Source organism: Saccharopolyspora sp. 6V, assembly GCF_020176785.1.
In the GTDB taxonomy this organism is placed as follows: Bacteria; Actinomycetota; Actinomycetes; order Mycobacteriales; family Pseudonocardiaceae; genus Saccharopolyspora_C; species Saccharopolyspora_C gregorii.
This window is the reverse complement of record NZ_JAIUKB010000194.1, coordinates 1-13900: the sequence shown is the minus strand read 5'-3', so window position 1 is coordinate 13900 and position 13900 is coordinate 1. Positions and strand designations below refer to the sequence as shown.

10 protein-coding genes, 1 tRNA gene and 1 pseudogene are annotated in these 13900 nt (G+C 73.1%); 6 read left to right on the top strand and 6 right to left on the bottom strand.

Annotation, left to right across the window (positions count from 1 at the left end; translation table 11 throughout):
* The first annotated feature begins 280 nt into the window (after nt 1-280).
* Nucleotides 281-355, top strand: a tRNA-Val gene (locus tag LCD35_RS28640).
* 583 nt (nt 356-938) lie between these two features.
* Here the strand turns inward: LCD35_RS28640 and LCD35_RS28635 are convergent.
* From LCD35_RS28635 to LCD35_RS28620, 4 genes are all read right to left on the bottom strand, one after another.
* Complete coding sequence (locus LCD35_RS28635; protein ID WP_224967911.1) at nt 939-1163, bottom strand: hypothetical protein; 225 nt, start codon at nt 1161-1163, stop codon at nt 939-941.
* A gap of 143 nt (nt 1164-1306) precedes the next feature.
* Nucleotides 1307-1669, bottom strand: coding sequence for a hypothetical protein (locus tag LCD35_RS28630; RefSeq protein ID WP_225045231.1), 363 nt, complete (start codon nt 1667-1669; stop codon nt 1307-1309).
* A gap of 113 nt (nt 1670-1782) precedes the next feature.
* On the bottom strand, nt 1783-2430 hold the full coding sequence (locus tag LCD35_RS28625) for a response regulator transcription factor (protein ID WP_224957916.1): 648 nt from the start codon (nt 2428-2430) through the stop codon (nt 1783-1785).
* Nucleotides 2427-3605: a sensor histidine kinase gene (locus tag LCD35_RS28620; protein ID WP_224957915.1), complete on the bottom strand. Its 1179-nt coding sequence runs from the start codon at nt 3603-3605 to the stop codon at nt 2427-2429. The genes LCD35_RS28625 and LCD35_RS28620 overlap by 4 nt, the downstream gene beginning before the upstream one ends.
* A gap of 120 nt (nt 3606-3725) precedes the next feature.
* Between LCD35_RS28620 and LCD35_RS28615 the strand changes: the two genes are divergently transcribed.
* From LCD35_RS28615 to LCD35_RS28600, 4 genes are all read left to right on the top strand, one after another.
* Nucleotides 3726-4499: an ABC transporter ATP-binding protein gene (locus tag LCD35_RS28615; RefSeq protein WP_224957914.1), complete on the top strand. Its 774-nt coding sequence runs from the start codon at nt 3726-3728 to the stop codon at nt 4497-4499.
* Nucleotides 4496-6574 carry an ABC transporter permease gene (locus LCD35_RS28610; RefSeq protein ID WP_225045230.1) on the top strand — a complete coding sequence of 693 codons (2079 nt, stop codon included), beginning with the start codon at nt 4496-4498 and terminating at the stop codon, nt 6572-6574. The genes LCD35_RS28615 and LCD35_RS28610 overlap by 4 nt, the downstream gene beginning before the upstream one ends.
* A complete protein-coding gene (locus LCD35_RS30625; RefSeq protein ID WP_225045229.1) occupies nt 6505-6939 on the top strand; it encodes an FtsX-like permease family protein in 435 nt (144 codons plus the stop codon). Before LCD35_RS28610 ends, LCD35_RS30625 begins: the two co-directional genes overlap by 70 nt.
* 260 nt (nt 6940-7199) lie before the next feature.
* Nucleotides 7200-8114: an alpha/beta hydrolase gene (locus tag LCD35_RS28600; RefSeq protein WP_224957912.1), complete on the top strand. Its 915-nt coding sequence runs from the start codon at nt 7200-7202 to the stop codon at nt 8112-8114.
* Here LCD35_RS28600 and LCD35_RS28595 read toward each other — a convergent pair.
* Nucleotides 8089-8619 carry a TetR/AcrR family transcriptional regulator gene (locus LCD35_RS28595; RefSeq protein ID WP_224957911.1) on the bottom strand — a complete coding sequence of 177 codons (531 nt, stop codon included), beginning with the start codon at nt 8617-8619 and terminating at the stop codon, nt 8089-8091. The genes LCD35_RS28600 and LCD35_RS28595 overlap by 26 nt on opposite strands.
* Nucleotides 8620-8885: 266 nt before the next feature.
* Here LCD35_RS28595 and LCD35_RS28590 point away from each other — a divergent pair, with 266 nt between their 5' ends.
* Complete coding sequence (locus LCD35_RS28590) at nt 8886-9332, top strand: HIT family protein (RefSeq protein WP_224957910.1); 447 nt, start codon at nt 8886-8888, stop codon at nt 9330-9332.
* 393 nt (nt 9333-9725) lie between these two features.
* On the opposite strand, the pseudogene LCD35_RS28585 reads toward LCD35_RS28590, so the two are convergent.
* Nucleotides 9726-13900, bottom strand: a pseudogene (locus LCD35_RS28585) (hypothetical protein); the annotation flags it as partial.

Sequence of the window (13900 nt, the reverse complement as noted above, 5' to 3'; positions counted from 1 at the left end):
CTCCGCGGTCCCCCGGGGGGGGTAGGGTTTCCCCGGGGGCCCCCCCCACTGGCTAAACGGGGGCCCCCGCGCGGCACCCGCTGCGAACCCGGGTGGTCCTTCTGCTCTGGTGGTCGCTGCTCAGCGGCTTCGCCGCTGACGGGACACCGACAGGACCTGCCGGGCAGGCTCGAAGACGGGTAGTGAGCACCGGCGTACCCCGGCCCGCCCGCCGGGCGCGCGGCGGGGGTCGCCGATCGGACGTGATCTCCCGTCCGCTACGCTGGCACCACAACAGCAAGCGCGTTTAGCTCAGCGGGAGAGCGCTACCTTGACACGGTAGAGGTCACTGGTTCGATCCCAGTATCGCGCACCAGCGTTCAAGCAGGTGACGGCCCCATCGGCGATCTTCGTCGATGGGGCCGACTGCTGTTCGGGGCAGGTCGGGAGCGGTTGATCTCGGCTCGCCCGACGCCCCGGCGGGCGATCGCCGGGGCGGCCCCGACCACGGCGACCCGATCGTCCGGCCGGTGTTCTGGCCTCGGAGTGCGGACGGTGCGCGGACCGGCCGAGCGGCGGGCCGGAGCCTCAGGCCGGGCCGTCGATGGTCAGCGCGCAGGTGACCGGCCGGCCGGGCTGCCCGGCCTCGCTCACCCGCTCCTCGCCTTCGACACGAACGGCCGACGCTGGAACCGGTGCGCGAACTGGCACCCGGGCTGGCGAAAACAGGCAAGCTCGTCTACTCGGCGCACGTCTACGGATACACCGGCCCGAATCACAGCGGTGCCACCGGAACCGGAGCACGGCCGCCGGGTGCCGGTCGTCGAACTCCTGCATCTGCGAGCGCCGGGCGGTGCGGTGATCGGGGTCGTCCGGCGTCTTCTCGCGCGGATGATGCGGGATCGGCCCGAGAACACCGGTTCCCCCGCCGAAGTCGGCGGGGGAACCAGGTGGTGGGGTCAGTCGCGGATGAGGTTGTTCGGGCCGTTCTGGTCGTCGGTCACGGGCGCGCAGAACAGCGGGCCGGGGTCGCCGTGGTCGGCGAGTTCTTGGAGTTTGTCGGAGCAGGCTTGGGCGGTGGGGTATTCGCCGACGACTTCTTCGGCGAGTGCGGTGCCTGCGCCTGCGACGGACATGCCGGCCGCGCACAGTGCCAGGGCCGTGATGGTTTTGCGGATGCTCATGGAATTTCCTTTCCGAGTGGGCATCCCGAAGGCGGCGGCGAATGGCCGCCTCCGAGAAAATGGATGTTCACTGCTGGTCGATCGAAGCCGAGGGCGACGCCGGCACGGTGTGCGAACCGGCCCACGATCGGCAGGCCGGAGCCTCAGGCCGGGCCGTCGATGGTCAGCGCGCAGGTGACCGGCCGGCCGGGCTTCCCGGTCTCGGTCACCCGCTCCTCGCCTTCGACCAGCACCTTGCAGGTGAGGGCCGAATCGGGGGAGTCCGGCGTGACGACGACCTTCGCCGGACCGCCCATCGGAACCCACGTGTCCTTGTGCGGGACGCTGAACTGCACCGGAGGGTGCTCCTGCGAGTCCGAAGTGGACTTCTGGACGGTGCCGGTCGCCCCGGCGGGACCCGCGACCTCCAGCGTCACCTCGTAGGCGGTCTGCTCCGGCGGACCGCCGCACGCGGTGAGGCCGACGAGGGCGAGTGCCGGCACGGCCAACACGAGTGCACGCTTCATGGGGATTGAGCTCCTTCGCACAACGGCGTTCGATCTTCCGAGACCAAACGCTATTGGCCACCCGCTCGGTCGCGGATCGGTCGGACGACCGGTTCGCGCGGGAATCCCTATGACTATCGGCCTACCCCTTGCGACTGCCAGACCCACGCGGCGATCTCCACCCGGTTCCGGAGGTCCAATTTGGACTGGATGCTCGACAGGTGGGTCTTGACGGTGCCGAGGGACAGGAACAGCTGCTCGGAGATCTCGGCGTTGGTGGCGCCGGTGGCGACCAGCTGGGCGACCTCCCCCTCGCGGGCCGACAGCGGGTTCGGCCGGTTCGCGCGGGGTTCGGCGGGGGAGTGGTTGCGCAGCAGCTTCACCGTGATCGCGGGGCTGACCAGCGCTTCACCCGAGGCCGCCGCGCGCACGCCTTCGAGCAGCAACGCGGAGCTGGCGGTCTTGAGCAGGAAGCCGCTGGCGCCGCCGTTGAGCGCGCGGTGCACGTACTCGTCGTCCTCGAAGGTGGTGACGACCACGACCTTCGGCGGGTCCACCGCGCCCGTGGCGTTGATCCGCTGCAAGGCGTCCAGACCGTCCAGCCGGGGCATCCGGATGTCCATCAGCACCACGTCCGGCCGGTGCAGCGCGACCATCTCCAGCGCTTCCACGCCGTCGGACGCCGTGCCGACCACCTCCATGTCGTCCTCGGCACCCAAGATCATTTCGAAGCCGGTGCGGATCATCGCCTGGTCGTCGGCGATGAGCACTCTGATGGTCACGCGGTACCTCCGTTCGACGGCAGCGGCATGCGGGCTGCGAGGACCCAGCCGCCCGTCGGGGCGGGCCCGTCCTCGAACTCGCCGCCGACTTCGGCGACGCGGTCGCGCAGGCCTCGCAGACCGAATCCGCTGCCGGAGATCTTGCCGACCTCGCCGTCGTCGCCGACGCGCACCACCAGCTCGGATTCGGCGCGTTCCACGTCGATCCGCACCGTCGTCACGTTCCGGCCGTGCTTGCGGACGTTCGTGAGCCCTTCCAGGGCGACCCGGTGCGCGGTGGTGCCGACGTCGGCGGGGATGCCGTCGGTGGAGTCGGGCAACCGGAGCCGCGCCTCCGGTCCCGGCCCGCGGTTGAACCGCTCGACCATGGTGGAGATCTCGTCGATGGTGATCGGCGGTGCGGTGGTCCCGCCGTCGTCGGCGCGCAGCAGCCCGACCATGCGGTGCAGCGATTCCATCGCCTCGGCGCCGGCCTCGGCGATGCTGTCCAGCGCGTCCAGCGCCTGCTGCGGCGACCGCTTCGCGATCGCCTGCGCGCCGCGCGCCTGCACCACCATTCCCGTCACGTGGTGGCCGACGAAGTCGTGCAGGTCGCGGGCGAAGTCGGTGCGCTGGATCAGCCGTTCGTGCTCGATCTGGCGCTGCCGCGCCCGGCGGGCCAGCCGGGCGGCCAGGCCGATCGTGCAGGACAGCGTCACGCAGCACACCAGGAGGAATCCGATCACCACCTCGGTCAACCGGCCGCGCCCGATCGCGGGCTGGGCCACGACGACCGCGGACACGACCACCCCGGTGGCGATCGCCCAGCGCTTCTCCGCCCGCCACACCACGAGCCCGAGCAGGATCAGCAGCGCCGCGGTCGGCGTGAGCAGCAGCAACCCGAGGTCGGGGCGTTCCGGCCAGCCCCTGGCGTCGTAAGCGGGGTAGTACACGGCCGCCGAGATCACGGCGGCGCCGATGGCGGCCGCGGGCAGCGCACGAGGTCCGAGCCGCGGCGCGATCAGCAGGACCACCGCGGCCACCGACCCGCCGGTGAACATCACGGCCGGCGGCCACCGCGTGCCGTCGAAGCCCTCGAAGATCACGTACTCCAGCAGCATCGTCACGGGCGTCGTCACGAGGATGCCGAACAGCCAGAGCAACGACTGCCATGCGGGCTTGCCGGGGAACACCATGCGCCGACCCTAGACAAGCGGGGTCAGCCGCCGGGATCAGCCGAAAGGCAGAGTTCTCCACCGGCGAACCGGTCGGCGGACGGAGGTGGACCGCACCCGCGACTCGGCAGGGTTCGAGACATGAACCAACACAGCCGACCCGCCGACGCCGCGCGTCCCGGCGCGTCCTACGCCGTCGAAGCGGTCGACCTCGTCAAGACCTACGGCACCGGCCCTGCGGAGGTCCGCGCGCTGGACGGGCTGTCCGTCCGGTTCCCCGCCAGGAGCTTCACCGCGGTGATGGGGCCGTCGGGCTCCGGGAAGTCGACGTTGCTGCAGTGCGCGGCGGGCCTGGACACCCCGACCGGCGGGAGCGCGCTGATCGGTGGCGTCGACCTGGCCACGTTGGGCGACGACGAGCTCACCCGAATCCGGCGGGAACGGATCGGGTTCGTCTTCCAGCAGTACAACCTGCTTCCCGAGCTCACCGCGGAGGAGAACATCGTGCTGCCGGTGCAGCTCGCCGGGCGCAGGCCGGAACGCGGCGCGGTCCGCGAGCTCGCCGAGCGGCTGGGGCTGTCGGGCCGGTTGGGGCACCGTCCCGCGGAGATGTCCGGCGGGCAGCAGCAACGGGTGGCGTTGGGCCGGGCGCTGCTCACCCGGCCTGAGGTGATCTTCGCCGACGAACCCACCGGGAACCTGGACACGCGGTCGAGCGGCGAGATCCTGGAACTGCTGCGGACGTCGGTGCGCGAACTCGGGCAGACCGTCGTGATGGTCACCCACGACCCGGTGGCCGCTTCGTACGCCGACGGTGTCGTGCTGGTCGCGGACGGGCGGCTCGTCGACACGCTCGCCAAGCCGGACCCCGCGCGGATCGCGGAGGCCATGCGGCTGCTGGGGGAGATCCGATGAGCGCCGTCGTCCCGCACCTGCGCACCGTCCGGCGCGCTCCCGTGCGACTGCTGCTGTGCGGCGTCACGATCGCCGTGGCCGCCTTCTTCATCACCGCCACGCTGCTCGGCCGGGACATGGCGCTGCGCACGATCACCGATGATCTGACGTCGATCCCGGAGGGGGCGTCGGCGGTCGTGCGCTCCCCGTCCGGGTTCGGGCCCGCCGAGCTGGATCGGGCGGAGGGACTGGCGGGCGTGACCGGATCGACCGGCCGGGTGAGCGGATCGGGCCTGGTCGGAGCCGTGGAGGTCGATCTCACCGCCGATCCCGGAGCGGGGCCGCTGAGCCGGGTCCAGGTGGACGAGGGCGCGTATCCGCGTTCACCGGGGGAAGTGGCTGCGTCCGCCCGCGCCGCCGAACGGCTCGACCTGCGCGTCGGCGACGAGGTCGAGTTCGCGGACCCGGACGGTGGCCCACCGCAGCCGCTCACCGTGACCGCGCTGGTGGACTCCCCGTCCGCGGACGGGCTCGCGCTCTACGCCCCGGACCGGGAAGTGCTCGCCCGCACCGGTGCGGAGCTGGCCCGCGTTGATCTCACCGGCGACCTGCCCACGATCCAGCGCAGCGCCCAGCCCACGACGTTGGCCGTGCAGTCCGCGGAGAACGCGCGACAGGCCGAGTTGAGCGAAAGCCTGGAAACGGTCGACAAGGTCTCGGCGGTGCTCGGCGCGTTCGTGCTGGTGGCGTCGCTCGCGTCGACCATGGTCGCGGTGTCCGCCTTCCGGATCGTGTTCGCGCAGCGCACCCGGCACCTCGCGATGCTGCGCGCGTTGGGCGCCACGAGAGGCGGGCTGCGCCGGGCGCTGGTCGCCGAGGGCGCGCTCACCGGCCTGCTCGCGGGAGGCGCCGGGACGCTGCTGGCCGTCGGAGCCGGGCTGCTCGTGCCGCTGGTCGCGCCGGTCTCGGCGGTGACCCCCTCGCCGCTGGTGCTGGGTTCGGTGGTGGTGGGCGTCGTGCTCGCGGTGGTGCTCGCCGTGCTGGCCCCGGCCCGGGACGCGGCACGGGCGTCCCCGCTGGAAGCGCTGCGGTCGACGACGCGGGCGAGCGAGCGCGCGGCCAGGACCGCGCTCCGGACCGCGCTCGGTGCCGCGCTGCTGGCCGCGGCGGTGCTGCTGGTGGTGCTCGCCGTGTCCAGCGGGCTGCTGTCGCGCTACCGCCCGAACGGGAGCACCGAAGATCTCATGCTGTACGGCGTGCTGGCCGTCGCCGCGTGCTTCTGCGCATACCTGGCGTTCGCGCCGGCGCTGGCCCGACCGGTGCTCGCCGGTGCGCACCGGTTGCTGCGGCGGTTCGGTCCGGTCGCGACGTTGGCGGTGCGCAGCGCGGGCGGGATGCCGCGTCGCGCGGCGTCGGTGTCCTCGGTGGTGGCGTTGGCCGCGACGCTGCTCCTCGCGGCGCTCACCGCCGGCGGCACCTTGCGCGATTACAGCGAGGCGAGCTCGGCCGCGCAGTACCCCGCCGACATCGAGGTGCGCGCACCGGAAGGGGAGGTGCTGCCCGCCGACCTGCCCGCGACGTTGGCGGCCGATCCCGCGTTGCGCTCGGTCGTCCCGTTCCGCGCTCCTCGGCTGCGGCTGGAGCTGCCGAGCGGGCCGACGAGCTTGGAGGTGTCGGACCTGCCGATCACCCGGCTGTCCGGCTCGGTCGGGAGCACCGCCGCCGACGGGTCCCTGCACGACGCGGAACCCGGCACGATCGTCGTGTCGGACGCCTTCGCGAGCAAGACCCGGCTCGCCGCGGGCGATTCCGCCCGGCTCGGCGACCGGGAGGTGCGGGTCGCGGCGGTGGTCGTCGGGTCGAGCCTCGGCGGCTCGCTGGTGCTGGCGCACCCGTCCGACCTCGACGCCCTCGGCGTCGACCCGCTCCGACCGACGTCGTGCTCGACGCCGCCCGCGGGGGCCTGGCGGCGGCGCAGTCCGCGGTCGCCGCGCACGGGAGCACCGGGCCGGAGCTGGAGGTCAGCGTGCTCGACGACTTCCGCGCGAAGGAGTCCGACCTGGTCGGGCAGCTCACCGGCAGCGCGTTGGCGCTGATCGCGCTGACCGTGTTCGTCGCCCTGGTCGGCGTCGGCACCACCGCGAGCCTGTCGGTCGTCGAGCGCGGCCGGGAGAGCGGCATGCTCCGCGCGGTGGGCCTGTCCCGCGGCGGGCTGCTGGGCGTCCGGGTCGGTGAGTCCGCGCTGTACGGGCTGCTCGGTGTCGTCTTCGGGGCGCCGCACGGGATCGCGCTGGGCACGTTGCTGATCACCGCGCTGGTTCCGGAGGCGTCGCTGGCGATACCGGTCCTGGCGCTGCTGGCGGCCTGCGCCGGACTCGTGGCGGTCGCCGGAGCGGCCGGCCTCCTGCCGTCGTGGCGTGCCAGCAGAACCCCGCCGGCCACCGCGACCCGCCAGGACTGACCTCCGGGCGGTGGTCGCCGGTCCGGCCGCGTGCGGGTGGCGGCGCGGACCGGGCGAGCTTCGGCGGAGCGGCCGTCCGATCCCGGTACCGCGCACGACGTCCTTCCCCGGTCCTCCCCGGTGATCTTCCTTCGGCGGGGACGCGTCGGGTCCGTTCCCGATCGTGCGCTCGAAAAACCTGAGCATTCCGGCGGCGTTGCAGGTCAGGCTGGGCGGGAACGCGAGTTGTGCGGCGTTCGGGATGATCTCAGGCTGGTGGCATGAACCTGCACGACTACGCCGCTTTCGTTCCCGCCGCGCACACCGCGGCGCTCGTCGAACCCGACCGCACCTGGTGGCGGTGGCGCGACACCCGCGTGCACGTGGCACGCGCCGCCCGTCCGGACTCCGCGGCCCGCGTGCTGGTGATCCACGGTGTCGGCGGGTACGGCGAGTCGCTGTGGCCCGCGCTGGCCGTCGCGGCGCAGGACGGCGTCGAGGTGCTGGCTCCGGACCTGCCGCTGTACGGGCGCACCGAGACCCCCGACCCGGCGGCCGTCCGCTACGGCGACTGGGTCGAGCTGTTGTGCGAGCTGGTGCGCGCCGAGCGCGCCGCCGACCCGCGGCCGCTGGTCCTGCTCGGGGCCAGCATGGGCGGGATGCTCGCCTACGAGGTCGCGGCCCGCACCGGCGAGGTCGCCGCGGTGCTGGCGACGTGCCTGCTCGACCCCGCCGACCCGGTGGCGCGCGCGGCCGGTGTGCGGTGGTCGTGGCTGAGCGGGCTCGCCCCGCGGCTGTTGCGCGCGGTCGACCCGGTCCTGGGCCGCGCGCGGGTGCCGATCCGCTGGGTGGCGGACCTGCCCGCCGTGAGTTCGGATCCCGCCCTGGCGCGGCTGTGCGCCGCAGATCCGCGTGGCGGCGGTGCCCGGGTGCCCCTCGGGTTCGTGTCGAGCTTCCTGGCCCACGAGCACGCCGACCCGGCTTCGTTCACCGCCGCGCCCGTCACGCTGGTGGCGCCCGGCGCCGATGGCTGGACGCCCGTCGAGGTGAGCACGTCCTTCCTGCGGCGCATCTCGGCGCCCACGAAGGTCGTCCTGCTGGAGAACTGCGGGCACCTCCCGGTCGAGGAGCCCGGCATCGGCCGGCTCCGCGCGGAAGTGCTGGCCACCGTCAGCGAGGTGGCGCCAGCGCGGTGACGAGCCCGGCCAGCCGGTCGACGCTGAACCCGCGCTCCGCCATCACCCGGTGCAGGTGCGCGTCGACCGCGGTGACGATCGTCCGGGCCGTCAGCTCGGCGTCGGCACCGCGGTCGCAGCGCTCCAGGTGGAACGCGACCTCGTCGACGACGTGCTGCTCCACCGCTCGCACCACCGCGAGGTCGCGTGCCGTGCGGGGCAGCAGCCGGTGCAGGACCGCGTGCAGCCGCTGGTGGGTCCGGTGCTCGTGGACGACGGCGTCGAGCAGCGCGCGGATGGTCTCGTCGAACGGCGGTGCCTCGGCGCGCAACCGGTCGAGCACCGCGCCCGCGTTCCGGGCGACGTCGGCGACGTGGCGTTCCGCGACCGCCGCCAGCAGCGCCTCCTTGTCGGAGAAGTACCGGTACAGCGTGCCGATCGACACCCCCGCCCGGTCGGCGATCCGGTTGGTGGTCGTGGCGGTGCCTTCGCGGGAGAACATCTGCGCGGCGGCTTCCACCAGCACGTCGACCGTGTCGCGCGACCGTGCCTGCCCGGGTTTCTTCCTGATCTCGCCGATGCCCGAGTGTATGCGGCGGTGGCACGACCGCAGTGCGGCGGCCCGCGTCCTCGCCGGGCCCGGCGGCGTCACGGGCCCGCCGTGCCGCGGGTGCCGGCCATGCGCAGGTCCTCCCCGGCTTGAGCATGCCGCCGCGGCACGGTTTCCGATGGCGGCGCCGAACCGCGGACCCGGCGCCGCACTCCGTGCTGCGAAACGAGAAGGCCTTGCCAGTGACCGAGAACTACGATCCCGAGAACCCCTTCGCGAAGATCATCCGGGGTGAGGGGCCCGCGCACGTCGTGCACGAGGACGACGACGTGCTCGCCTTCCTCGACGTGTTCCCCCAATCGCCGGGGCACGTGCTGGTCGTGCCGAAGAGCGGCGAGCCGCGGACCCTGCTCGACGTGACCCCCGAGCAGCTCACCGCGGTCGTGCACGTGGTGCAGCGCGTCGCCCGTGCCGTCACCGACGAGCTCCGTCCCGCGGGCGTGCAGATCGTCCAGTTCAACGAGGCGGCCGCGGGACAGACCGTCTTCCACCTGCACTTCCACGTGATCCCGCGGTACGGCACCGGTGAGCTGCTCCCGCACGCCGGGATCCGCGGGGACGCCGAGCGGCTCGGGGAGCTCCAGCGGCGGATCAGCAGCCGCCTGGCAGCACAGCGCCCGGCCGCCTGATCCGACTGCCGCCGCGCGCTCGGCGTCCTCCGCCGCACCGGCCGAGTCCGGCCGCGCGCCGCTCCACCGGCTCGGCCCGCGGCGGGTGGTCTGCGCCATGGGCGGGAAAATCGGGCTCGAGCGTGCCGCGTCCGTGCGGGCTCGCCTCCGCCTCCGCCTGCCAAGTGCCACTCATGATCGGGGCGACCGGCCTGACCGCGATCCAGGACCCGCGGCTGGTCGCCATCCCGGCGATCACCCTCGTCCTGGTGTGCGTCGGCACGACACCGCGGCGCTGGTCCGCGCCGTCCGCCACCGCTGAGCCGCGGGCGGGCGCACGACGAGTTCCCGCTCCGGCCCGCCGAATCCGGCCGGGCCGGCGATCGCCGCCGATCGCCGAGCGGTGGGCCGCCGTCAACGGCGGCTGCGGTAGTAGCCGCGGCCGTAGGAGTCGTAGCCGTCGTACGGGGCTTGTTCCCGGTACGGGTTCGGTTCGATGGCCGGGAGGCCGTAGGTGGAGTTGTACGGGTCCGGGGGCGGTGCCGTGGAGGTGCTCGCCCCGGAGGTGTCGTAGGTGTAGGGGTAGGAGTAGTTCTGGCTGCCGCCCCGGTCGTACGAGCTCTGGTGGGACGACGCGGGGGGATAGGTCGTCGTCGTGCTGTAGTAGTCCTGGCTCGAACTGGGCTGCGGCGGCCCGGACCAGTCCCAGCCGGGGTCGACCGCGGGGATCGGCACCTGCCGGGTGGTGCTGCCCACGTAGTCGCGGCCGTAGCCGCTGCCGACCGCGTTGTTGCCGTAGTTGTTGCCGTAGTCGTCGAGCGTGGTCCGCGTGTTGTCGGCCGGAACGTTCGCCGCCGACTCGTTCCGGTTGATGGCGCTCACCTGCTGCGGGGTGTAGATCGTGTCGGCATCCATCCGCGGTGTCGTCGAGCCGCGGTCGTAGCGCAGCCAGCCGCCGTTCTCGGCGACGCCGATGTAGCCGGTCCGGGTGACCGCGACCTCGTTGTACCCGAAGTAGAGGGAGTTGTCGTAGCGCCGGCTCAGGTCGTGCCCGGCGGAATACCCCGAGCGCAGCCCGCTGACGATGCGGGTGGAGTTCCCCGCGTTCCCGGCGTCGCAGGCCGCGAACACCAGCGGTGATTTCTCGTTGCGCTCCATGATGTATTGGAATTCGGGGTTCTTGTCCAGCAGGTAGGCGACGGTCTCCTGGCTGACGCTGATCACGGTGCTGATGCCGTCGATGGGGATGGTGACGCCGTACCGGTCGTTGTTCGTGTGGATGAAGATGAAGGTGGGCGTGCGCGGGCGGCCGCGCCGGTCGGCGTCCCGCTGCCACGGTGGCCGCACCTGGGAGCCGTCCCGGTTGGCGGGGCCGGGCACGAGGGTCATCTCCCCGGGGAGCGTGCGCGTCACCCGGCCGTTGAAGTTCCGGGTGAACGATCGGAACATGTCCGCGTCGCCGCCCAGGGTGGGGAAGCAGACGCCGATCGGGCGGCCGTCCGCGTCGCCCAGGATGCGGCTTTCGACGGCGTTCGGGGTGAATTCGACGGTGACCGTGGTGCCGTCCTCGCGCCGGTGGCGCCCTTGCAGCATCACCGGTGCCGGGGCCGGTCGACGTCGAGGCATGGAGGGCTGCGGTGCGGGTTCGTCCTCGTCGTCCGGGCGCCGCGCGGGTGACTCGTCGCCTCGGTTCGGTGCGGGTGCGTCGTCGTCGCGGTTCGGCCGGGACGATCGATCGCCCCGGTCCGGTGCGGATGCGTCGTCGTCCCGGTTCGACGCGGGTGCGTCGTCGTCCCGGTTCGGCCCGGACGATCCCTCGTCCCGGTTCGGCGGCGGGGCGTCCGGCGTGCTGCCGGGTGCCGGGTCCGGGAGGTCGTTCCGGAACGTGGTGGTGGGGACGTCGTCGCCGATGGCGGCGCCCAGCAGGTCCAGGTAGCGCGGGCGCAGTCCGCCCTCGGACAGCCCTTCCGCGGTGGTGCCGCGTTCCGCGGGGGAGTAGAAGTCGCCCATCAGCGAGCCCGGGACGTCGAGCTGCACCTGCGGGCCGTGGCCGGCGTTGTGCTCGTCCGGAATGCCCAGCGCGTGCATGAGCTCGTGCGCGGCTTCCCGCGGCCTGATGTCGGAACGCCACTGCCGCGCGTTGCTCAGCCCGCGGTGGCCCTCGCCGACGACCACGGACACGTCCGCGTCCCGGCCCGGCTCCACCTGCTCCAGCCGGACGAAGAGCCGGTCCCCGACGGGGCCGGTGCGGAACTTCGCGCCCGGCCGGTTGACCACGTCGTGGATGCCGTCGACCGCCGAGGACCACGCCGCGGCGAGATCACCCGGGGTGGCATCCCGCCCGGCGGACAGCGCCACCCGCAACGTCACCTCGGCGACCTGGTCGCCGTCGTGGTTCATCCGGCGCACTTGGAACCGGGAGTCGAGCACGGGTGCGCGCGGTTCGGTCCGGCGCGCCGCCACGTCGTCGAGCGCGGAGCGCAGGTCCACGTCGGGATCGCGGAAGGCCGCCAGCTCCGCGTGGTGGATACCGGCGGTGCGTCCGCGCTCCACGCCCGGGATCGAGCTGCGGAAGTTCTCCCACTCGCGCGGATCCACCGCGAACGGGGACCGGTCGTCCCGGGAAAGCGGGCCGGTGCCGCCCGGTTCGTTCTCGGGACGGGCCGGAGCCGACGGGTACTGGCTGTAGTAGCCCTGGCTGCCGTAATAATCGGAGCTTCCCGTGTTCCGGTACGGGTTCGGCGCGATCGCCGGTTGCCCGTAGCTGGATTCGTACACGGTGTGCGAGGAACTCGGGTAGGTGGTCGGGGTCTCTTCGTAGTAGTAGTCCCGGTCTCGGTGCCGGCGGCGGTGGCGGCGGTGCGAGCTCGTGTGGACGGGTTCCTGGTAGGACGGCGTGGTGATGGGGGCCTGGCTGTAGGTGCTCGGCTGCGGTGCCGGTGCGCTGTAGTAGTCCTGCCCGACGTACCGGCCGCTGTACGCGCCGAAGCCGTAGCTGTCCCCGCTCGGCGGCGGCGCGGGAGTGCTGTAGCCATCGCCGTAACCGCTGCCGTAGCCACCGCCGTAGTCGGGCGGGCCACCGTCGGCCCCCCCGCTGCCGGTGGGGCTGTTGCCGGCCGCGTCCTCCTGCCGGAGCTCCTGCGCCTCCCGGTAGCTGGACCGCACGTGACGCGCGATGTCCTCGGCGGTCCGCTGCAGCCCGTTCGGCGACTCGCGCGAGCTGCCCTGCACCCGCAGTTCCGCGACCAGCGCGGGCGGGTCGAGCAGGGGGACGCCGCCGGAGTAGTTGTGGTCCATGCCCATCGTGGTCCGGATGACCAGCGCGTCGTACTGGCTGACGCGGTGCGCCGGGCGGGACGAGAACGCCCCGTCGAGGTAGTCGCCCAGCGTCCGCCCGGACGAGCGCGCGTTCCGCACCCGCGGTGGTACCCGCTCCTGCAGCAGGGCCACGCCCGGATTCGCGTTGACCACCCCGCTGCGGAAGTTCCCCGCGAACCGGGCCGCCAGGTCGCGCGACGCGCCGTCCAGGTACCGCCGGACGTCCTGGCTCAGGGCGCGCCGGGCTTCCCAGATCTCGACCCGGGAGTTGAGGGCCGCGTAGTTCTTCCCCATGCCGGTGCCCGCGTAGTGCCGTTCGGCGATGGCCGCGAACTGCGTGTAGGTGAGGGCGAGGAACCCTTCGAGCTCCTTGCGCTCGAACCGGGAGAACCCGTTCGCCTCGGCCGCTTCGTCGCTGATCCGGCGGGCCAGGCTCATGCCGTCCCGCAGCTGCTGCCGCGCCGCGCTGTTGAACCCGCCGGTGCGCATCGAGTCGCTGATGTAGCGCATGAACCGGGGCAGGCCCGCCAGCGGCACACCCGCCGAGTAGTGCGCGTAGATCTCGTCCTGGTTGTGCTGGCTGTACTTGCGGATCGGGAACTCGCCCGCGTCCGGGTCGACGTCGAAGCGGTCGTCGTCGAAGACCCGCTCCAGCCGCGTCCGGTCCCGCGCGTTCCGCAGCCTGCGCACCGCGTCCTGGACCGCCCGGTGCACCTGCTCCGCGGAGGGCCGGCCCAGGTCGCCGTCCACCACCGCGAACGGCTTGCTGACGATCTCCAGCACCGGGCCGCTGTGGCCGTCGTCCAGCACGATCGAGAACTCCGGGGCGTCCACGATCGTTTCGAAGTCGTTCGTGGTGTAGCCGCGGGGCAGCGAGATGCCGATGTTGTGCAGCTCGCCCTCCAAGCCCATCCCGCCGCCGCGCAGGCCCGGGAGCTCGCCCGAGACGGCGTAGTGGGACAGCTCGTAGGCGAGCCGGTCCGAGTTCAGCACCGGTCGTCGCAGCGGCAGCCACTCCCGGTACGCCGCCCGGACCTCCTCTTCCGAGATCGGCCGCTCGGTGAGTTCGCGCATCCTCTTGCGCACCAACGCCACCTGGAGATCGGTGAGCTCCGACGGGCGTCCGTCCCGCGGGGCGGCCGGAGCGGGGCGCTCCCCGCCGTCCGCGTCCTGGCGGGCGGTGGCGTGCCGCTCCGGAGCGGTGACCTCGTCCGGGCCGGGACGGGCCGGGGTGGTGGTGCTCTCCGTCGACGGCCGTGCCGGGCGGGCGG